The organism is Streptomyces sp. YGL11-2 (assembly GCF_050054615.1).
Taxonomy (GTDB): Bacteria; Actinomycetota; Actinomycetes; order Streptomycetales; family Streptomycetaceae; genus Streptomyces.
On record NZ_JBNHIN010000017.1, the window covers coordinates 51,443 to 70,786 of the forward strand.

18 protein-coding genes and 1 pseudogene are annotated in these 19,344 nt (G+C 69.1%); 10 read left to right on the top strand and 9 right to left on the bottom strand.

Annotated features, from left to right (window positions below; genetic code table 11):
* Positions 1 to 181: 181 nt before the first annotated feature.
* A complete protein-coding gene (locus ACO1BR_RS20600) occupies positions 182 to 784 on the top strand; it encodes a hypothetical protein (protein WP_426796536.1) in 603 nt (200 codons plus the stop codon).
* 368 nt (positions 785 to 1,152) lie between these two features.
* Here the strand turns inward: ACO1BR_RS20600 and ACO1BR_RS20605 are convergent, their stop codons facing one another.
* Positions 1,153 to 1,569, bottom strand: coding sequence for a GNAT family N-acetyltransferase (locus ACO1BR_RS20605; RefSeq protein WP_426796537.1), 417 nt, complete (start codon positions 1,567 to 1,569; stop codon positions 1,153 to 1,155).
* A 384-nt stretch (positions 1,570 to 1,953) separates the two neighbouring features.
* Here ACO1BR_RS20605 and ACO1BR_RS20610 point away from each other — a divergent pair, with 384 nt between their 5' ends.
* Positions 1,954 to 2,490: a hypothetical protein gene (locus ACO1BR_RS20610; protein WP_426796538.1), complete on the top strand. Its 537-nt coding sequence runs from the start codon at positions 1,954 to 1,956 to the stop codon at positions 2,488 to 2,490.
* 165 nt (positions 2,491 to 2,655) lie between these two features.
* Here ACO1BR_RS20610 and ACO1BR_RS20615 read toward each other — a convergent pair whose 3' ends face one another.
* Positions 2,656 to 3,081 carry a hypothetical protein gene (locus ACO1BR_RS20615; protein ID WP_426796539.1) on the bottom strand — a complete coding sequence of 142 codons (426 nt, stop codon included), beginning with the start codon at positions 3,079 to 3,081 and terminating at the stop codon, positions 2,656 to 2,658.
* Positions 3,082 to 3,139: 58 nt separating this feature from the next.
* On the opposite strand from ACO1BR_RS20615, the gene ACO1BR_RS20620 reads away from it, so the two are divergent.
* A complete protein-coding gene (locus ACO1BR_RS20620) occupies positions 3,140 to 3,799 on the top strand; it encodes a GOLPH3/VPS74 family protein (protein ID WP_426796540.1) in 660 nt (219 codons plus the stop codon).
* A 365-nt stretch (positions 3,800 to 4,164) separates the two neighbouring features.
* On the opposite strand, the gene ACO1BR_RS20625 is transcribed toward ACO1BR_RS20620, so the two are convergent.
* A complete protein-coding gene (locus ACO1BR_RS20625; protein ID WP_426796541.1) occupies positions 4,165 to 5,103 on the bottom strand; it encodes an ATP-grasp domain-containing protein in 939 nt (312 codons plus the stop codon).
* 632 nt (positions 5,104 to 5,735) lie between these two features.
* Between ACO1BR_RS20625 and ACO1BR_RS20630 the strand changes: the two genes are divergently transcribed.
* Positions 5,736 to 6,248: a DUF4142 domain-containing protein gene (locus tag ACO1BR_RS20630; RefSeq protein WP_426796542.1), complete on the top strand. Its 513-nt coding sequence runs from the start codon at positions 5,736 to 5,738 to the stop codon at positions 6,246 to 6,248.
* Between the two features lie 366 nt (positions 6,249 to 6,614).
* Here the strand turns inward: ACO1BR_RS20630 and ACO1BR_RS20635 are convergent, their stop codons facing one another.
* From ACO1BR_RS20635 to ACO1BR_RS20645, 3 genes are all read right to left on the bottom strand, one after another.
* Complete coding sequence (locus ACO1BR_RS20635; protein ID WP_426796543.1) at positions 6,615 to 6,794, bottom strand: hypothetical protein; 180 nt, start codon at positions 6,792 to 6,794, stop codon at positions 6,615 to 6,617.
* Between the two features lie 7 nt (positions 6,795 to 6,801).
* The gene (locus ACO1BR_RS20640) at positions 6,802 to 8,070 is read right to left on the bottom strand and encodes a PP2C family protein-serine/threonine phosphatase (protein ID WP_426796638.1); all 1,269 of its coding nucleotides are present in this window, start codon (positions 8,068 to 8,070) and stop codon (positions 6,802 to 6,804) included.
* A 92-nt stretch (positions 8,071 to 8,162) separates the two neighbouring features.
* Positions 8,163 to 8,399 carry a hypothetical protein gene (locus ACO1BR_RS20645; protein WP_426796544.1) on the bottom strand — a complete coding sequence of 79 codons (237 nt, stop codon included), beginning with the start codon at positions 8,397 to 8,399 and terminating at the stop codon, positions 8,163 to 8,165.
* A 567-nt stretch (positions 8,400 to 8,966) separates the two neighbouring features.
* On the opposite strand from ACO1BR_RS20645, the gene ACO1BR_RS20650 reads away from it, so the two are divergent.
* On the top strand, positions 8,967 to 10,253 hold the full coding sequence (locus tag ACO1BR_RS20650) for an MFS transporter (RefSeq protein WP_426796545.1): 1,287 nt from the start codon (positions 8,967 to 8,969) through the stop codon (positions 10,251 to 10,253).
* Between the two features lie 333 nt (positions 10,254 to 10,586).
* The gene (locus ACO1BR_RS20655) at positions 10,587 to 11,138 is read left to right on the top strand and encodes a GNAT family N-acetyltransferase (RefSeq protein WP_426796546.1); all 552 of its coding nucleotides are present in this window, start codon (positions 10,587 to 10,589) and stop codon (positions 11,136 to 11,138) included.
* A 371-nt stretch (positions 11,139 to 11,509) separates the two neighbouring features.
* Here ACO1BR_RS20655 and ACO1BR_RS20660 read toward each other — a convergent pair whose 3' ends face one another.
* The 3 genes from ACO1BR_RS20660 to ACO1BR_RS20670 all read right to left on the bottom strand — a co-directional run bounded on the left by ACO1BR_RS20660 (position 11,510) and on the right by ACO1BR_RS20670 (position 15,793).
* Positions 11,510 to 12,745, bottom strand: a complete 1,236-nt coding sequence (locus ACO1BR_RS20660) for an epoxide hydrolase family protein (RefSeq protein ID WP_426796547.1) — start codon at positions 12,743 to 12,745, stop codon at positions 11,510 to 11,512.
* 191 nt (positions 12,746 to 12,936) lie between these two features.
* Complete coding sequence (locus ACO1BR_RS20665; RefSeq protein ID WP_426796548.1) at positions 12,937 to 14,364, bottom strand: amino acid permease; 1,428 nt, start codon at positions 14,362 to 14,364, stop codon at positions 12,937 to 12,939.
* Positions 14,365 to 14,518: 154 nt separating this feature from the next.
* Complete coding sequence (locus tag ACO1BR_RS20670) at positions 14,519 to 15,793, bottom strand: ArgE/DapE family deacylase (RefSeq protein WP_426796549.1); 1,275 nt, start codon at positions 15,791 to 15,793, stop codon at positions 14,519 to 14,521.
* 172 nt (positions 15,794 to 15,965) lie between these two features.
* Between ACO1BR_RS20670 and ACO1BR_RS20675 the strand changes: the two genes are divergently transcribed.
* From ACO1BR_RS20675 to ACO1BR_RS20690, 4 genes and pseudogenes are all read left to right on the top strand, one after another.
* On the top strand, positions 15,966 to 16,403 hold the full coding sequence (locus ACO1BR_RS20675; protein WP_159506229.1) for an Lrp/AsnC family transcriptional regulator: 438 nt from the start codon (positions 15,966 to 15,968) through the stop codon (positions 16,401 to 16,403).
* A gap of 64 nt (positions 16,404 to 16,467) precedes the next feature.
* Positions 16,468 to 16,782: pseudogene (locus tag ACO1BR_RS20680) on the top strand (hypothetical protein); the annotation flags it as partial.
* Between the two features lie 196 nt (positions 16,783 to 16,978).
* A complete protein-coding gene (locus ACO1BR_RS20685) occupies positions 16,979 to 17,143 on the top strand; it encodes a hypothetical protein (RefSeq protein ID WP_426796550.1) in 165 nt (54 codons plus the stop codon).
* Positions 17,143 to 18,474: a PP2C family protein-serine/threonine phosphatase gene (locus ACO1BR_RS20690; protein WP_426796551.1), complete on the top strand. Its 1,332-nt coding sequence runs from the start codon at positions 17,143 to 17,145 to the stop codon at positions 18,472 to 18,474. The genes ACO1BR_RS20685 and ACO1BR_RS20690 overlap by 1 nt, the downstream gene beginning before the upstream one ends.
* Positions 18,475 to 19,344: the final 870 nt, after the last annotated feature.

Consider the following 19,344-nt stretch of genomic DNA (forward strand, 5'->3'; position numbering starts at 1 on the left):
GCAGGCCCTACATCGGGTCTTCACGGCACGCGGTGAAGACCCGGAGCTCCCGGCGGGTTGAGCGCGCGGGTGCCGAGAGCGGAATGAACCGTTTCTTGACCTCCCGTTCCCTATTCGCCTGTTCGCTCGCCTGCCAGGGTTCTCGTGCAAACCACTGCGGTACGAGGAGAGAGGACTCTCGGTGAACTTAAAGGTGAGATCGGCACTGCTGGCCGGCATGCTGGCGGCTGCGGCAGTGGTGGGAACAGCGGGCACCGCCCAAGCGAACACCTACCAGTACAACGTGATGCTCCAGGACTACGCCACCGGCTACTGCCTGGACTCCAACGGCCGCGATGTCTACACCAATCCGTGCCAGCCCGGTAATCCGTGGCAGCGGTGGAACGTCGTGTCCTACGACGGCAACGTCGGTGGCTATTACGACCGGGTGCAGATCGTCCATCGCAAGGAGGGCAACTGCCTGCGAGTCCAGTGGTCGCATGCCATCTCGGATCCCAGTGGCTGGTTCGCAACCCGCGCGGCCGGGTGCAATTCGAGCGACTACCACGACCAGTGGAACATGACCTGGGTCGGCAACAGCTCCGGCAACCCTCGCAACAGCTGGCAGTTCGCCAACTACCAGGCGGACTCCAACCTCAACGAGGTGCTCTGCCTTGATCGCGGGCAGGACGGACACTACAACCAGCTGCTGTGGGACCAGGGCCACCCGCAGGGCGCCCCGGTCGCCAAGACCACCTGCTACAACCACACCAACCGGTACCAGATGTGGAACATGGTCCATTGAGCGTGTCCGAGGGGCCGGGTGACGGACCCGTCGGCAGATCGTTCCGTCAGTTGTGGGACGGGGCGATCTGTGTGACACCGCGTGGGCTCGATGGAGCCGCAGCTTCCGCTGAACGGGGACCCCACTTCCGGCCCGCACTCCCCCAAGCTCTCCAAACAGGGAGTACCCCGGAGCACGCATCGGACGCCGCTCCTTGACGGGCAAACGTTGCCTGCCACGGCACGAGTAGTGCTTGGTCAGGTTGGTATCGGTGTTGGTATCGGTGTTGGTCTGTCGCGGTGGCCGGTGGGGGCGGCGCGGGTCCCGGCTGCGAGGAGGACTCTGGGGCGCCAACTGCCCAGTGCGAGAAGCGGTTCGGTTGCATCGGTCTACGGCTGATCGAAGGTCCAGTTGAGCACCACCTGTCCCGCTTCCCGGACGCCACCAGCGCGGCTGTACGTCGCCAATGCCGCGGTGTTGTCCTCGTCCGTGATCGTCCACACGCCGTAACAGCCCCGCTCGCGCGTCAGGTCCGCAAGCGCCGACACCAGAGCCCGGCCGATGCCACGCCCGCGGAACGACTCGTCCACGCCCAGCTCGTACAGGAACATCTCGGTCCCCTTGTCCGGATGTGTCATCTCGACACCAGTGACCATCCCCGCCGGGACGTCATCCACGTAGGCGATCAGGAGGTGATGGCGCTCATCCCCCAGGAACCGTTCAGTCGCCTCCTGCCCTGGGGCGGTGTCAAAGAGGTGCCCGGCGGCGTTGACGGCCTCGACCTGAGTGATGCGACGGATCTCCATTCGGGGATCCTGACAGGATTTCGGCATCGGGAGCCGGCCGTTTCGTCACCGGAGCGTTCCCGACACAGAATCCAGCCCCACGCCCAGCTCCACGGTCTTCGGAGCCACCCCCTGCCGCCCCGACCTCTGCCGGTCCGCCAACAGGGCGGACGTTGTCAGATGCGGCACTGATTCCCTTGTGAGCGGTCCGCCGGTCCGCAGGCTCGACTCCGGCCGCACGCACGATGGACTGTTGTAGACGAGCGGCGCACAGGGTTCGTGGCGCGCCCGGCATTGAGCCGGTGCACTCCTCTGGTGTGTGGCCGGGATCTGGCCAACTGGCCGAGAGCGGTGCCCTAATGGTCTCACCGTACGCCACTCCTTTCGGAAGCCCCTGGAGGCACCGTGTTCGCTGGCATACGCTCTCGGACACTCAGCACCATCGCAGCACTCGCGCTCGCGTGCGGCACTCTCCTCGCACCCGCCGCAGCACACGCCGACACCTCGCTTCTGTCGTGCACCGGCACCCAGACCGTCACCTACGATCCGGCGCTCACCAACACCGCCAAGTCGACCGAGGTGACCATCACCGAGGTCTACACGTCCTGCAAGGACACGGCCGGCATCACGTCCGGCAAGGGAACGTTCCAACTCACCGAGACCGCGTCCTGTACCTCCCTCAACAACCCACTCGGCACCCAGGACAACCCCACCTACCAGTGGAACAACGACAAGAAATCAACTGTGCTCTTCAAGGTGACCTCCGTGGTCCGACTGGGGAACGGCACATCCCAGATCACGGCCGTCGGCACGGTGACCGACGGATTCGGGAAGGGCAGCGCCGCCACGCGTACGGTCACGCTGCCCAATCTGAGCGTCACCGCGTGTATGGGCAAGGGAGTCCCCAGCCAGACCGGCCCGGCGACGCTGACCTTCGCCTAGCAGCCGCACGACACACAGTGGCGTCGGACTGCCGCCGCCCGCACAGAGTGCCCTGCCTCGGTCGGCGGGGCGGGGCACTCGCGCCATACGGCCGTCAGCACTCCGGGTACCACCGCGGCGCCCAGCCCCCGTGAACCCAACCGGGAACAGACCCGGGTAAGGCTTCTACTCTTCATCGTCATCGTCGCTGTCGAGGCGGCAGGAGGCACCATCGAGGCTGATCCAGGTGGCTTTCACGCTGCCGCCGTCTTGGACTCGCAAGGTCACATAGCCCTTGGGGTCGATGCCGAGATGGAGTTCACGGCGCGCTGCATCAGAAGCGACCGGGACAGTGCGGGGGACGGCGGCCCGGTAGCCCTCCGGCGGCAGGACGATGACGGCTTCGTCCGCGGCCCAGCCGTCCAGCAGGACGCCCCGGCCGCTGAACTCCAGCGTGTTCCATGGGTTGGCGCGGATCGGCGACGGCTGCGCGGCATCGGGAACCGCCGTGGCTCCGGTCAGCGGAAGGTGACGCCACCGCGGGTAGGGAGCACGCCGGGCCCGCTCCAAGGCAGTGACCCTCTGCTCCAGACCGGCCAGCCAGGCCAACACCTCTGAGAAGGTGGCCTCCGCCGATTGAGGGAAGCCCCAGATGGGGAGGGAACCAGTCGTGCAGGGAGACGATCGGCCGACTCGCACCATCCCCATCGAGCTGCTACTGCTGTGCGCGGATCCACTCACCGGACGCTTCCGCTTCCCATCTGGCCTCCACCGGGCCTTCGCGGGCGGCATCCTGGGCGAGCTCCTGCTCGCCGGAGCGATCACGGTCGACGACCGGCGCCTGCTCGGCATCCAGCCGCTCCTACCCACCGACCCCGTCCTTGCGGGCGTGCTGAGCCGGCTCGGCGGAATCAAGAAGCTCCCCACCAAGCTGGAGTACGCGGTCCGCCTGGCGACCACCTCAGACCTGCATGCGTTCCGCTGTCACCTCCTCGCCCAGGAGCTGATGCGGAAGGAGACACACCGTGCCCTCGGCTTCCTCCCCTACCTGAAGTTCTTCGCGACCGACCTCGGCATCGCCCCCGAGATCGCCACGCGAGTACGGTCCTCACTGGCCGCAGCGTCCACCGCCCCCGACCACAGCCGACCGCCAGAGCTCGAACGCGACTGCCAACTCGCAGCCCTGATGGCCACCATCAGCCTGGACAGCCGCCACTTCCCCGGGCCCGAGGGCCGGCCAGCCCGCACCACCGCTCGCAAGCTCGCCACGACGCAACCGATTGCGCAAGCGGTCCGTCGGGTCATCACGTCGGACAAGAACGCCGACTGACGTATCACCAGCGGCGCTTTGCCGTCACGCTGCCCTCGGACCGGTCCGAGACTGCCGGTTCAGCGACCACCGTTATCGACCCACTTTCACCTTCGCCGGTGATCGCAGTGGAGGCTTGGAGGGCATCTACTCCTCGTCGTCGCTGTCGAGGCGGCAGGAGGCACTGTCGAGACTGAGCCAGGTGGCCTTCACGGTCCCGCCGTCTTGGATTCGCAAGGTCACGTGGCTCTTGGGGTCGATGTCGAGGTGGAGTGCACGGCGCGCTGCATCGGAAGCGACGGGGAATGGGCTCGGCTGGGGCGATGCACTATCCCGCCCGATTGGCCTGGGGCGATACGGAGCATCCCCCGCAGATCCTCAGGAGCCTAACGAAAACGCAATTTCCTGATCTCTTGGACGATCAAGTGGAAGAGTTCGCTTCCGAAATCCTTGCCGACGGCATGGAACAGGTCCGGGTAAAGGCCGGGGAAGGTGTTCTCGTCGACAATGATCGGCCTCCCGTCGTGGAGAATCATGTCGAACCCGATGATGCTGGCACCCAATGCCTTCTGTGCCAGGAGGGCCTGCTCGGCGTGGAGGGCCGGGACTTGGCATAGTTCGACCTCGCCGCCGGCCGCGGAGGCGTCGTAGATCTTGGCGGCGCCACCGCCCATCGCTGCCCATCGTGTCGGCTTCTTGCGATATCCGTACATCAGCGAGCCGTTGACGAGTGTCGTCGACAGCCAGTCAGCGATGTCGTTTTCATAGAAGCGTTCGAGCAGGAGCGTGGTGTCCGGGATCCCAGGGGCGGTGCTCGCCACGTAGCCTGCGGTGTCACGCAGGGACGGGTAGTCCTCGACGAGGAGCACTCCCTGGCCGAAGTAGCCGTAACGCGGCTTGAGGACGGCGCGGCCCCATTCAGCCAGCACAGGTTCGGCTGCGGCCACGTTCCCCTGGTGGACCAGCATCGTGTCGGGCACACACGCCCCGGCTCGCCTCAGGGCGAGGTGGGAGCGGTACTTGTCGACGCCGGCAGCGAAACCCTCCGGGTCGATGACGACCCGGGTATCGCGGGCGAGAGTGCGCAACGCCTCGATGTGGTAGCTGTACGGGCCCCGGTCGATCTGGGCGTACCAGACGTAAAGATCGAGGTCATTGAGGCAGAATCCGTCCACATAAACTCGCCCGTTATGGATGTGGGCCCGGTCGATGTTCAGGTCGTGGACGAAGTCCACACCGTTAACCCCACCCAGCAGTTCCAGGCACCGAGCCCGGTCCGCCGCGGGGACGGCACCGCCCGGCAGCCGGCGCAGCGCCTCGGACATGCCGATCGCCTCTGCCGACAAAAACGTCCCCACCCGTAACCGTCTGCTCTCCACAGATCTCCCCACTCACCTGTTGCCAACGGACCCACTCAAACCACGAGAGGCTTCCCGGCCTGACTCGAAACGATGCGTTGTGGATTGCTCAGTCACACGACCCATCGGACAAGCCCTTAATGCAGAACCTCTGCCGGGCCCGGGGCGCCTTCACGGCTCGCCAACGTCGGTGGGGGGCTGTGTGGGGCAAGGCGATCTGTCGGATCGGGAGTGGGCTCGTGTTGAGCCATACCTGCCGAAGAACACGGGGCGGGGCGGGCGGCGGCAGCGGCGTGGGGCGGTGGCCTGAGGGTGGGGGCGGCTCCCGTTTCACCCGTTCGGGCGTACCTGGTCGTGCGGCCGCGCACGGTCTCGTTGCTCAGGCCACGCCCGGATTCCCCGGAAGACGGGTCACTTCCGTCGGGTGGCTCGGAGAGCGAGCGGGTGGCGAAGGCAGTCAGCATGGCCCAGGAGACGGCGGGTCCGGCGCGTCCGGTGCACGGGGCGCCCGGCCCATCGGCCGGCTCGTCATCCGGTTCCACGGACACGTGGAGGACACCATGCGAATGAACCGCCCGTGCGGCACAGCCGTCGCAACCATGGCACTCGCCATGGCCGGACTCACCGTTCCGGCCACGGCGGCAGCCCCGGTCACCGGACCCGACGCCACCTTCCTCAAGACGATCCACCAGGGCAATCTCGCCGAGATCGCCACCGCCAAGGACGCCCAGAAGCACACCACCAGCACCTGTGTGAAGCAGGTGGCGGACATGTTCGTGCGCGACCACACCAAGTTCGATGCGCAGGTCGTTGCGCTGGCCCGCAGCAAGGGCGTCACCCTGTCTTCCACGGGGGGCACCGCCCAGCAGAAGCAGCTCACCACGCTGAAGTCCCTGCACGGCAAGCGGGACTACAACCGGGTGTGGTTGCAGAGCCAGGACACGAGCCACCGGCAGGCCCTCGCACTGATCGACAAGGAAGTGTCCTCCGGCAAGAACGCCAAGACCCGCGCGCTCGCCCGGGGCGCCCGGCCCACAGTGGCGAAGCACCTCCAAGCGGTCAGTGGCGGAATCTGCCACACAGGCAAGGGACGGACAGGCACCCGATCCTGACCGCCGGCACCGCAGGCAGCAGTCGGAGAGCGGCGGCAGCATCGCGTGCCGCCGCTCTCAGACCAAGCAGTCAGACCCAGCGAGAACGTACGACTTCCGGTGCGACAGGACGACACGCCCGCTCACCACGTTGGAGTTCCCACAGGACCGCAGTCGAACATATGAACGTTTTGCGTGGTGGCCTTGATACCGAATTCGGTGACCCGACCCGCTTCCCGCACGGCCGGTTCGCCGCCGAGCCCGCCCCGGGCGAGTTGGGGCAGTTCCTCCGCCCGGACGCCCGGGGCCGAGGGCTCGCGCTCGCCAAACGGCGTGCTGCGACCCGGCTGGGCGGTGCGAGGCGGGGGTGGGGTGCGGTGGGGGACCTTACGGATGCTCGCTCGGCGCGTTCCGGGTGGGCGAACCGGGCGGGGTGCCGGCGTCGACGGGCGCGTTCGTCACCGAGCAGCTCGGGGTCGCCCCGGAGGTGCCGACCGGGTACCTGACCCGGCCGAAGACGGCGTACGAGCCGGAGACGGCGTACGAGCAGAAGGAGGCTCGGGGCAATACCGCGTCACCGGTACTGCGGGCGCCATTCGAAGAGCAGGATGGTCGCGTCGTCCCGCAGCTGGTTGCGTTGATAATCGAGGATGGCGTGGATGAGCAGCCGCAGCACCTCGGCCGGGAGCTGGCCGGCGGCGGAGGAGCGGATGATGAAGTCGGTGAACCGGTCGAGGCCGAACTCCGCACCGTCTGCGTCGCGTGCCTCCACGACACCGTCGGTGTAGAGCAGGACACAGTCACCCGGTTCCAGTGTTGTCTCGTGGACCTGCCGGGCTGCCGGGGCGAGTTGGCCGACCAGGCCGATCGGCGGCTGTGGGGGGCTGTCCAGCACGCCGTCGAGCACTCGCTCGGCACGGATCAGCAGCGGCGGCGGGTGACCGCAGTTGACCCATTGCAGCACCCCGGTGACCGCGTCGAGCCGGCACAGCACGCCGGTGCAGAAGTGGTCGGGCAGCCACTGGGCGAGCGCCTGGTCGACGGAGCCGACGACGTCGGTCAGTTCGCCACCGCCACGGCGGGCGTTCCGGGCCGCCGCCATGGCGACCGAGGTGGTCAGGCCGGAGGTCAGATCGTGACCCATGGAGTCGAGGATCATGGTGTGCAGCACGTCCTTGACCACCGAATGGTCGTAGGCGTCGCCGGCGACGTCGTACGCCGGTTCCAGGACCGCGGTCGACACGCACCTGCTGCTGCCGACGCTGTGGGGTGGCAGGAAGGCCCGCAGCATCTCGGTGGGCAACCGCATGGTGGCGGTGCGGGTGAGGCCGGCGAGCCAGTCGCTGTAGGCGCGCTTGGAGGTGAGCAGCATGGCGAACAGATAGGCCAGCATCCGGCTGCGGCGCATCCGCGCACCGTCGAGCGAGGCGGTCCGCACCGCCAGCACCCCCAGCCGCTCCGCGCCGTCGACCAACGGCAGCCAGACGATCACGCCCCCGTCGGCCTCGGCCACCCGCGGGGAGAGCGTGCGGTACGCCCAGCCGGCCGTCGAGCGGTCCACCCGCAGGAGCTCCGATACCACGTCGAGCGGGATGAGCACCCGTTGTTGCAGGTCGACGAGGTAGATCAGCGCGGCGTCCAGGCCGAGGGCCACGGCGCACCGGTTCGCCAGGGCGGGCAGTTCGAACGGCAGGGCCGTCTGTGCCTCGATGATCAGCTCGTCCAGCCGATTCTCATCGATGGCAGTACCGCGACCGGCGGACGCGTGCGGTGGGTCCGACACGGGGATCACCCCTTCCGTGCCCAGTCTCACACCGATCCCAACCTCTCTCACGTCAGGCATGATCGCGCCGGGTGCGGCCGCGGCGAGGGCGAGAGCGGCGGTCAGGGCGGTGAGCCGAGCTCGACGGGGCACACCTCGTGCGCCGGCCACCCTCAGTCGGTCCTCATCGGCCCCTGGGGACCGGCCTCGATTTCGGCGGTAGCGCTCAGCCGCTTCGCCACCCGGTCCGGCTCGGCACCGACGACGCCCAGCGCGAGGACGGCGAGGTCCGCGTCCATCTCGGCGCCCCGCCCCGCCCCCGGTCCCCCGCTCCCCCAGGACGGCGACTCGTAGTGCTTCGTCAGGTCGGTGCCTCGGCGCGGACGACGCTGGGTCGGTGTCTGCCTCATCGGGTGGGTAGGGGACGTCCGCAGGTGGCACAGGTTCCGGTCCAGCGTCGTAGGAGGTCCGGGATGGTGTCGAGGACGTGGTCCTGCTCAGCAGGGGGATCTGACTGACACCGAGTGGGCTCTGCTGGAGCCAGTGCTGCCGGTAAGCAGCAACCGATGCGGCCGCTGGCGGGATCACCGGTAGGTGGTCAACGGGATCATTCCCCGGCTCGGCACCGGCGTAGCCGGCGCCCCTCATCTGCCTCCTCTCATGACCGGAGTCCATGAGAGGGAAGCACCACTATCGACAACCGGTTGCGCGATGCGCGGATTCCCGGTTTCGCTGTGACATTCTCCCAACACCAGACGCCTTCTCATCGTGGCTGTCACCTGGGCATACTCCACGCCTGCCGCTTCGCAAACCTGGCTGGTGCAGGGGTAGTTGAGAAGAGCGTCCGTGATCGCCCGGTCTCTCAACGAGCGGCTCGCCTCCCCCGTGACCTTCGCGGTGGAGCCGTGCGGCACACCCGCTTCACCTGCCCGCCCCCGATTTCGACACAACACGCTGAACAGACATGGGAGTACAGGGTGAGTCAAGCCCCCACCACGTCAACCGACAGCAACACCGGGAAGATCGGCGACGCGAAACGATCCTGGCCGGTACGGCGGGGACTGCTGTTGGAGCCCGGTCCCCAACGGAAGTTGGCCCTCGCCGGCTTCGTCAACCAGCTCGGCACCGCGGCCTTCCTGGCGACCGTGCCGCTGTACGCCCTGCGGGTGATCCACCTGTCCATCGGGCAGGTCGGCCTCGGCCTCAGCATCGCGGCCGTGGTCGGACTGATCGCCGGTATCCCGGTAGGGCATCTCGCCGACCGCCGCGGGCCGCGGGACATCTTTCTGGTCACGCTGCTGATCCAGACGCTGTCCATGACGTCGCTGCTGTTCGCCCACTCGTTGTGGCCGTTCGTCCTGGCTGTGACCGTGACCGACCTCGCCGGGTCGTCCGGCGGTGCGGCCCGTGGCCCGATGATCCGCCGCTTCGGCGGCGACGAGGTACCGAAGTTCCGCTCGTACCTGCGGTCGGTGGCCATGCTCGCCAGCACCTTCGGCGCGCTGGCGGCCGGTGCGGCGGTGCAGATCGATACGGACTCCGCATACCGCGCCCTCATCCTCGGCAACGCACTGACGTTCCTCGGCAGTGCCGCCGTCCTGGTCAAGCTGCCCAAGCTCGAACCCCTGCCGTCCCCGCACGAGGCAGGCCGGTGGCTCGCGCTCAGGGACAAGCCGTACGTGATGTTCGTCGTGCTCGACGGCATCATGTGGATCCAGAGCGAGGTGCTGTCCTTCGCCCTGCCGCTGTGGGTGGTCCTGCGCACGGAAGCGCCACGCTGGTTCGTCGGCCTGGCGATCGCCGTCAACACCGTGATGGTGGTGTTCCTGCAGATACGTACGGGTCGCGGGATCAAGGGCGGCACGATCGCCGGCCGGAGCATCCGCCGTGCCGGTCTCGCGTTCCTGGTCGGCATGTCCGTCATCGCGACGGCCTCCGCAGTGCCCGGCTGGGCCGCCGTGACGATCATGATGGCCGGCGTCGCCCTTCACACGGTGGGCTCGCTGTGGCATGCGGCCGGGTCGCTGGAGCTCCGGTTCCGGCTGGCTCCCGCGCATGCCCAGGGACAGTACTCCGGGGTGTTCGGCATGGGCATGGGCCTGTGCTACGTGGTCGCACCGAGCCTGCTCGGTCTGCTCTGCGTGACCTGGGGGACGCCCGGCTGGCTCGTCATGGGCGGCATTTTCGTCGCTTCCGGTATCGCCATGCCGTACGTGATCCAGTGGGCAGGCCGCAGTCGGGAGACGGCGGACGGCGTCGACTGAACTGCCGTACAGGTCCCGTGAATTCGATTCCCCGATTCGATCGAGCACCTGGGCACTGACGCCGAGCCGCACATCGCGGGTGGGGACCAGCGACTCGGCCGTGTAGTGAGGGGCGCGGGGCTGATGGTCAAAGGGCTCCCCGTCCAGGCCAGTTGACGGAGGGTCCTCCCCGGGGCGATTCGAGTGCAGGGCGGCGGCGCGCCGTGACCACGTCCCCGCTCCCGCCAACTACCCCTACTCCAGTCGTAGATCGGTGTGTGCGTTGGGCTTGGGGCTGTCTGCCGCAGGTGGAAACGACGTGGCCTCGGCGGACCGTCTGGCTAGGGTTGGACGATGCCCGAGCTGACGCGGCTGCATGCCGGCCATGCCCCGGCGGTCTTGGCCTTCGAGCTGGCGAATCGCGCCTACTTCGCTGCCTCGGTCTCCGACCGCGGTGACGAATTCTTCGCCCAGTTCACCGACAGGTACAACGCCTTGCTGGCTGAGCAGGAGGCAGGCATCTGCGCCTTCCACATCCTCGTCGCCGAGGACGGCTCGGTACTCGGCAGGTTCAACCTGGTCGACATCGAGGACCGCACTGCGGAACTCGGCTACCGGGTCGCGCGGCACGTCGCCGGCCGCGGCGTGGCGACCGCGACCGTCCGGGAACTGTGCCAACTGGCGGCGGCCCAGCACGGCCTGCGCGCACTGCGAGCGGCCACCGCCCGCCAGAATCTCGCGTCCCAGAAGGTGCTGGCCAAAGCCGGGTTCGTCCCCGTCGGCCCGGCCGATCCGGCCCACCTCGGCGGTAAGCCTGGCACTTGGTACCAGCGAGACCTTGTGCTCCAGCCGCATAGCCCGATGGTGCCGAGGGAGCGGCCGCGGGAAGACCGCGGCCACCGCTGATCATCGGTGTGTATCGACCAGGTAAGTCCGCAGTCCATCCCCGCCCCCGGAAGAATTCCAGCCCCTGGGGCCATCGGCCGCACCCGCACGCGGGCCGGTCGCCCCCGCCCCGCCGTCGCTGCCGCTGCCGCTCGGCCGACTCGTCCGGGGCGGTCACCCCTACACATCGCTCTCCGGTACGAGGCGCCCCCGTACGGGCGCCTCTCCGTACAGCTGCCTGTCCGTACTGCCTGAGGCCCGCCATGCCCCGGTGTGACACCACCCGGGCCGCGCGGACCAAGGTCGCGGCACGGCACACTTCCAGGTGACGGGCTCGGCTTCATGGATATCGGGGGTGCCGGGCTCATCGACAGACGAGCCCGCAGGGTGGTTCAGGGCCTGCGGCCGTGGAAGGTGCGGCGCAGGTCGCTCACCCAGGCGTCGGGGTTCTCCCAGGGGATGAAGTGGCCACCGTGCTCGTGGGCGTTGACGTTGACGTGGTGGAACCAATCGGCCTGCGGGCCGGTCTTGAACGCCCGGACGCGCTCGTTGGCGGTGTGGATACCGGGCGGGTTCCCGTAGGTGACGAAGGTGAGGCCGACCGGGGCCTGCACGACCGGGGTGCGGTCGTGGGCGGGGGTCCAGGGGTAGCGGTGGGCATTGGCGTAGTAACGCATCGACGTGGCGATGGAGTTGTTCACCCAGTAGATCGTGGCGTGGGTGAGCAGGTCGTCCTTGGTGAAGACGGACTCGACGTCACCGCCGTTGTCGCTCCAGGCGTTCCAGCGCTCCAGGAGCCAGGCGAGCAGTCCGGCGGGTGAGTCGCTCAGCCCGTGGGCCAGGGTGGCGCCGTCGAGCATGTGCACGGCGAGGTGGGACGCCCAGCGGTGGTCCAGCTCGATGATGCGGGCGCGGACGTCGGCGGGCTGGTCCTCGGTGAGGGGCCGGTTCCGGGCGAAGTCCCAGGCGCGGGGGCCGGTGAAGAAGTCGAGCGGCAGCCCGGAGCCGATGTGGATGCCGTACAGCTCGTCGGCGTACTTGTGGCCGAGCTGGCTGGAGACGAGCCCGCCGATGTCGCAGCCCCCTGCGGCGTACTTCTCGTATCCCAGGGTCTCGGTCATCAGGGTGTGCCAGAGGTCGGAGACCTTCCAGAAGTTGACGTCCGGAAAGCCGGTGAGCGGGCCGGGGAAACCGAAGCCGGGCAGGGACGGCACGATCACGTCGAAGGCGTCGGCGGGGTCACCGCCGAACGCGGCCGGGTCGGCGAGCGGGTCGATCACCTTCGACCAGTGCCAGAACGTCCACGGCCAGCCGTGGGTGAGGATCAACGGGATCGGGCGGGGGCCACGGCCGGGCTTGCGCATGAAGTGCACCGGGACACCGGCGACGCTCACCTGGTAGTGCTCGTAGGCGTTGATCGCGGCCTCGGTCTTGCGCCAGTCGTAGCCGTCCCGCCAGTAGGCGACCAGCTCACGGAGATAGCTCTCCGGGACGCCGTATGACCAGTCCCCGTTCCCCTCGTCCAACGGCGGACGGGTCAGTGCGAGACGGGCACGCAGGTCATCGAGGACCTCGTCGGGCACATGGATCGGGGTGGGCTCCAGGGGGAAGGCGTACGGGGTGGTCATGGCGTGGTTCCTTAACTGGGGAGGGGAAGCGGTGTCGTCGCCCTGACGGGTGGTTGGGCGGCGAGCCGGGCCGTTTCGAAGAGTGCGGGCGCAGCATGAGGCCGGCCTGCGTCCCGCCCGAGGTGGTGGCAGGCGGCGATGCACGCACATGCGCCAACAGCACATCACACCACCCCTGAGCCGAACGGCCCTTATCGGCGGGCCAGCGCCGGCCGCCTGGCGCGACGCTTGGTGGCCCGGTAGCCGATCGTGAGTATCGCGCACCACACGGCCCATACGTAGAGGCCGAGGCGGGTGTCGCTGGAGGCGGCCATCAGCACGACCACGAAGACGAGCGCGGCGAGGGCGATCCAGTTGGTGACCGGGGCGCCGGGCATCCGGAAGTCGACGGCGGGCAGGAGCCCGGCGCGTGCCTTGGACCGGTAGCGCAGATGCGCGATGAGGATCACGGCCCAGGTCCACAGGCCGGCGCAGGCGCTGACCGAGGTGACGTAGACGAACGCCTTGTCCGGGGAGACGACGTTGACGACGACGCCGATGCCCATGACCAAGGTGGACAGCACGAGTGCGGGCAGCGGGAGGTGACGGTTGGTGAGGTTCCTCATGGACCTCGGGGCCTCGCCGTTGACGGCCAGTCCGCGGACCATCCGACTGGCGGAGTAGATACCGGAGTTGCAGGAGGACAGGGCGGCGCTGAGGACGACGAAGTTCATGATCCCGGCGGCTCCGGGGATGCCGACCTGGGCGAGGACCTGGACGAAGGGGCTGACTCCGGGGGTGTACCGGGTCCAGCTGAGGACGGAGAGCAGGATGACCAGCGCGCCGATGTAGAAGACGGCGATACGGACCGGAAGGGTGTTGATCGCCTTGCGGAGCGTCTGCTTGGGGTTCTCCGCCTCGCCGGCGGTGAGGCCGATGAGCTCGATGCCCAGGTAGGCGAAGACGACGCCCTGCATGGCGGCCATGGTCTTCCAGGCACCGTGCGGCGCGAAGCCGCCGTCGGCCCACAGATGTCGGATCGAGGCGTCCTGCCCGAGGGAGGAGAAGCCGAAGGTCAGTACGCCGACGCCGATCACGATCAGGGCGGAGATCGCCACGACCTTGATGGTGGCGAACCAGAACTCCAGCTCGCCGAAGAGCGCGACGGAGACCAGGTTCGCGACGAAGAGCACGATCAGGGCCGCTGCTGCCGTTGCCCAGACCGGGACGGCGGGCCACCAGTAGGCGACGTAGTGGCCGGCCGCGGTCACCTCGGCCATGCACGCGGCGACCCATGCGGCCCAGTACGACCAGCCGGTGACGAAGCCCGCGAACGGGCCGCAGAACTCGCGCGCGTAGTCCGCGAAACTGCCGGACGTGGGGCGGTAGGTGAGGAGTTCCCCCAGCGCCCGCATGACGAAGAAGATGACGATGCCCGCCGCGGCGTAACACGCCAGCAGGCTCGGCCCGACCTCGGCGATACCGGTGCTGGAACCGTAGAAGAGCCCGGTGCCGATCGCGCCTCCGATGGCCATCATCTGGATCTGGCGGGCGCTGAGTCCGCGCCGGTAGCCCTCGTCGGGTGTTTCCGTGCCGGCGTCGCCGCCGAGACGAGGTGGTGCAGTCTTCGCTGAGGTCATGGTGGTGCCCTTTCGCTCCACGGCTCGATGCTCCACGTGCTGTCCTGCTCGGTCCCGCTCGGTGTGGCCGACTCGTCCGGCCCCTCTGGAGGCCACCCGTCCCGCCCGAGGTGGATGGCCCCAACGCCCGCTCAGGGCAGGCGACTTGTGCGTGCTATGCGGTGCCGACGGTGCGCAGGACCGCGAGTACGAGGGTGCGGGTCACCGCGACGATCTCGGGGAGGGAGACCTGCTCCCGGGGGCTGTGCGCCAGGCGCACGTCGCCGGGCCCGAACTGCAGCGTGGGGATGCCCGCGGCGGCGTACAGCCGCAGGTCGCTGCCGTAGGGCGCGCCGCGCTCGCGCAGCCGCGGCCCGCCCACCGCGTCGGCGTGTGCGTCCCGGACCAGGGCCCCGAGCGGATGGCCGCTCGGCAGCCGGCCGCTCGCGAACCGGCCGCCGGGCCAGCTCACGGTCGCCGGGTGAGTGCGCAGCCACGGATCGTCCGCGCACGCCTCGGCCACGCAGCTCTCGAAGTCGGCCACCGCCTCGGCCGGATCCTCGCCGAGCCGGACGCCCAGCCTGCCCTCGGCGACGAGGTGGTCCGGCACGCTGCTCGCCCAGTCACCCGCGCGGAGCGTGCCGACGGAGAGTGCGTACGGGATGCGTGACTCCGCCATCAGCGGGTCGGCTTCCGCGTTGCGCCGGACTTCCAGTCGGGCCAGCGCCCGGTGGAGGGGCAGGTAGGCGTCGATGGCGCTGACGCCGGCGTCGCGGGTGCTCGCGTGCGTGGCCAGGCCCGGGACCTCGATACGGAAGGTCAGCGCGCCGGCGTTCGCGGTCACCAGCGTGCCGCCGGTGGGTTCGGTGATGAGGCAGGCGTCACCGGTGTGTCCGCGCTGGAGGGTGGCGAAGGCGCCGAGTCCGCCGTCCTCTTCACCGACCACGCAGTGCGCGGCCACCCGGCCGCGCAGCCTGGCCCCGCTCGCGCGGATCGCCGCCAGGGCGGCGAGGTTGGCGACCAGCCCGGCTTTCATGTCGCAGGCGCCACGGGCATGGACGACGTTCCCGGCCACGCGCGGGACGAACGGGTCGCCGTCCCACTGGCGACGGTCGCCGGGCGGAACGACGTCGACATGCCCCTGAAGGATCATGGCCGGTCCGTCACCGCCGTCCGGCGTGGTCGCCACCAGCCCCCACGCTTCGTCGCGCGGTGCCTCGGTCCCGGGAAAGCCGGGCTGGGCACGCAGCATGGGCAGGTCCATGGACCACAGGTCGACGTCGAGACCGAGCCGGTCCAGATGTCCCGCCAAGCGGTGCTGCATGTCCGACTCGGCGGCGCTCCCGGTCACGCTGGGGATCGCGAGCAGCTCCAGGAGCGTCCGGGCGATGGCTCCTTCATCGATCTCCGCCAGAGCGGCGGACTCCTCGGCACTGAGCGCTGCGGTCAATGGTCACTCCCGTCACATCGCGGCTGAGCGGATGGGTCCGGATGCTATGTTCGGGCGATTGACGCAATCAATTGCCATATCTTGTCTCTTGAACTCGATTTCTTGCTTAATTTGGGCTGCTGTGGAGTTTTCTTGCGCACGCAGTGTGTGCCCCTCCACCGGAGGTAACGGCGTGGACGCCATCGACGAAGAGATCATCCGCTGCGTTCTGCGGAACGCCCGGAGTACCTATGCCGAGATCGGTGAGGCGGCGGGGCTCTCCGCGCCGGCCGCCAAGCGGCGGCTCGACCGCCTCGTTGCCACGGGGGCGATCCGCGGGTTCACCGCGCTCGTCGACACCCAGGCACTGGGCTGGCGGACCGAGGCGTTCGTCGAGGTGTACTGCAAGGGCAATCCCACCCCCGCCGAACTGCACCGGGCCCTGGAGGAGATCCCGGAGGTCGTCGAGGCGTGCACCGTCTCCGGTGCCGCGGACGCGATGCTCCACATGCTGGCCCGGGATATCGCGCACCTGGAGCAGGCCATCCAGCGGGTCCGCGAGGCTCCGGTCATCGACCGCACCGAGAGCGTGATCGTGCTGTCCCGTCTGCTCAACAGGCCCCGGCTGTAAGCGGTTTCGGCCTTGCCCGGGGACCCACGCGTCCGGGCACAGGGCCAGGTCCTCGGCCTGTGGTGGGCGCTCGGAGCGGCTCGCGCAGAGCGCCGGCATCGTCATCCGCAGCGCGCACAAACGGGCCGGCAGCATCACCCAGTCCGCGATGCTGCACCTCGGCGAGGGACCGTTCGCCGGCACCCTGGAGCCGCTGGTCCAGCGGGTCTTCCACCTGACCCAGTCGACCAGCGCCAGCGCGCTGCTGCCGACCTCCCTCGACCTGGCCCGCCAGACCCTCGTGACCGGCAGGGACCGGATCGGTGCCTCGCTGGACGCGGCGGCCGAGATGCGCGCGGGACGGCGACGGGGGGACCGCGGAGGGATCGCCCCCGCCTGACCTGTACATCTGCCAGACAGCTAGGTCGACGCCACAACGGCCGTCACGCGTCGAACCGGATCTTCGGGGCCGCGGGATGGTGGGCGCTGCTCCCCCGGCGGTGGGACTGGGCGCCACCCGGGTCTGTTCGGGTATGGCATATCGCTTTCGGCACGACGGGCGGGGTCGGGCTGTGGGGCCGTGCCATGCTGTGGGCGTGGCCTTCGACGCTCTGTTCAGCGAGTGGAACAAGAGCTTCACCGGCCCCCGGCTCCGCGCGGCGTTCGCCGACCGACCCACAGGCACCCTCATCCAGACCGGCTCCGGCTCCTACCGGCCGAAGGCCACCCGGAACGAGGGCCGATCCACGAGGGGTTCATGATGGCCAGGCACGAAGAAGAACCGCGACGGCCGCCCGTCCCCGATCCGGGGCGACTGCAGGAGGCCGATCCGGGCGAGATCGCCGAGCGACTGCGGGAGCTGGCCGCTGCCAAGGACCGGCTGCACGGTCTGCTGGACGCGGTGCTGGCCATCAGCCGGGAGCTGGACCTGCCGTCCGTACTGCACCGCGTCGTCACCACCGCCATGGACCTGGTCGGCGCCCGCTACGGCGCCCTGGGGGTCTTGCACGAGTCCGGCGAGTACCTGGAAGAGTTCATCGCCGCCGGGCTGACAGAGCAGGAGCGGGACAATCTGGCCGGGGTGGCGTTCCCCCACGGCCGCGGCATGCTCGGACACCTGATCCGCCACCCCGAACCCCTGCGGGTCGACGACATCCACTCCCACCCGGCCTCGGCCGGATTCCCTCCCGGCCACCCCCACCTGCGCACCCTCCTAGGGGTGGCCGTCAGCGTCCGCGGCGAGATCTACGGCGACCTCTACCTCTCCGAACGCCACGACGGACGCCCCTTCGACGAAGCCGACGAGGAAGTCGTCGTCGCCCTTGCCGGCGCCGCCGGCATCGCGATCGAAAACGCCCGGCTGTTCTGCCAGATCCGCGACAGTGCCGAGACCTTCCAACGCCTGCTCCTGCCGACCCTCCCAGACTTGCGGCCCTTCACCGCTGCCGCGATCTACCGGCCCGCCGCTGAACCCAACCGATTAGGCGGGGACTGGTACGACGCCGTCGTCCTGCCCGACGGAGCCGTCGGTGTCGTGATCGGAGACGTCGTCGGCCACGACCTCCACGCCGCCGCCGCAATGGCTCAGACCCGCAGCATGCTCCGAGCCCTGCTCTACGACCACCGCACTCCCCCCAACAACATCCTCACCCAACTCGACCACACCCTGCACGCCACCACCCCCAACCCCATCACCACCGCACTGCTGGCTCGCATCGAACCCCGGGACGACGGCTGGTCGCTGCACTGGAGCACCGCCGGACACCTCCCCCCACTGCTGATCACCCCCGATCGGCAGGCCGAATACCTCCGCGCCGACCCCGGCGTCCCACTCGGAATCAACACCGCCCACAGCCGCCCCGACCACAACCGCCCGCTCCCCGCAGGCGCAACGCTGATCTTCTTCACCGACGGACTCATCGAACACCCCGCCCACGCCATCGACGAGGGGCTGGACGCCCTGGCCGCACTCGCCACCACGCATGCGGACCAGCCACTGCAGGACTTGGTACGGACCCTCGCCGACCACCACCCCAGCAACGGCCAGGACGACATGGCCATCCTCGCCCTACGCACCCCACCCGCCACCTGACCTCCCCCCAGTTGGCCGGCTCCCGCTCGCATGCGGCCGCCCCGCCGGCTTCGGGGTGGCGTGAACGAGGGGCGGGAAAGCTGTCGTAGGAGGGTGTGCCCGCGCCAGCGGCTCACGGTGCACACCGGCGCTCACGTCCTCTCAAGCGCTCCAGCGCGAGCCCGGGGTAGACGTCGCCCGTACGCCGCGCGGCGTACGGAAGCGTCGTCGGCGTGCGCCTACATGCGGCATGCTCCTGTCATATGCAGGATGGCTTGACTGTGCCGTGTCGACTCTGTGCGCCCTGGGCCGGGAGTTGCCGGCGCGGGCTGCGGCGAGTGTTGTAGACGGCGGAACTACCAGCTGGCCTGAATGACCCGTTGCCGATTCGGCAACGTACGGCACCTGCGGCGGGCACGCACCGAACGGTGCGGACTCCCAAGCGGCGCCGGGGCCTGCCTGGTTGCTGTACCGGTGCCGTGGTGCTCAGGTCGGGCCACTGCGGCCCGGCGTCGGTGGGGTGCGTTGGCTGGGTGGAGGGAGGCTGCCGTGCCCACGTCCATGCTTGCCGTGCCGGACCGGGCTGCCGTGCGTTGTCGGCCCGGGCCCGGGGTGTGGTCACCGCTGTCATGGGTGCGTCGGCGGGTATGGCGCGGTGCGTCCGGTGTGCCGGCCCTGGGCGTGCGACCTCAAGGGAAGTCCGCGGAAGCAAAGCAGCGACAACGGAGTGCCAAGTGACGTCGACTGAAACGGTCCGGGATCTGCGCGCTGCGCATCAGGCTCGGGCGGACATAGGGAATCTGAAGGCTCGTGGGCTGGCCCAGAGGAGGTTTCCGGGAAGCTGCCCGAAGACCTGCGGGCCCGGTTCGCGCAAGCCCCAGCGATTGAAGG

Bases quoted from the DNA above. Each gene is read 5' to 3' on its own strand.
- ACO1BR_RS20605 (WP_426796537.1), bottom strand. From the start codon at position 1,569: ATGGAGATCCGTCGCATCACTCAGGTCGAGGCCGTCAACGCCGCCGGG.
- ACO1BR_RS20625 (WP_426796541.1), bottom strand. From the start codon at position 5,103: ATGTCCGAGGCGCTGCGCCGGCTGCCGGGCGGTGCCGTCCCCGCGGCG.
- ACO1BR_RS20630 (WP_426796542.1), top strand. From the start codon at position 5,736: ATGGCACTCGCCATGGCCGGACTCACCGTTCCGGCCACGGCGGCAGCC.
- ACO1BR_RS20640 (WP_426796638.1), bottom strand. From the start codon at position 8,070: ATGCCTGACGTGAGAGAGGTTGGGATCGGTGTGAGACTGGGCACGGAA.
- ACO1BR_RS20645 (WP_426796544.1), bottom strand. From the start codon at position 8,399: ATGAGGCAGACACCGACCCAGCGTCGTCCGCGCCGAGGCACCGACCTG.
- ACO1BR_RS20655 (WP_426796546.1), top strand. From the start codon at position 10,587: ATGCCCGAGCTGACGCGGCTGCATGCCGGCCATGCCCCGGCGGTCTTG.
- ACO1BR_RS20660 (WP_426796547.1), bottom strand. From the start codon at position 12,745: ATGACCACCCCGTACGCCTTCCCCCTGGAGCCCACCCCGATCCATGTG.
- ACO1BR_RS20665 (WP_426796548.1), bottom strand. From the start codon at position 14,364: ATGACCTCAGCGAAGACTGCACCACCTCGTCTCGGCGGCGACGCCGGC.
- ACO1BR_RS20690 (WP_426796551.1), top strand. From the start codon at position 17,143: ATGGCCAGGCACGAAGAAGAACCGCGACGGCCGCCCGTCCCCGATCCG.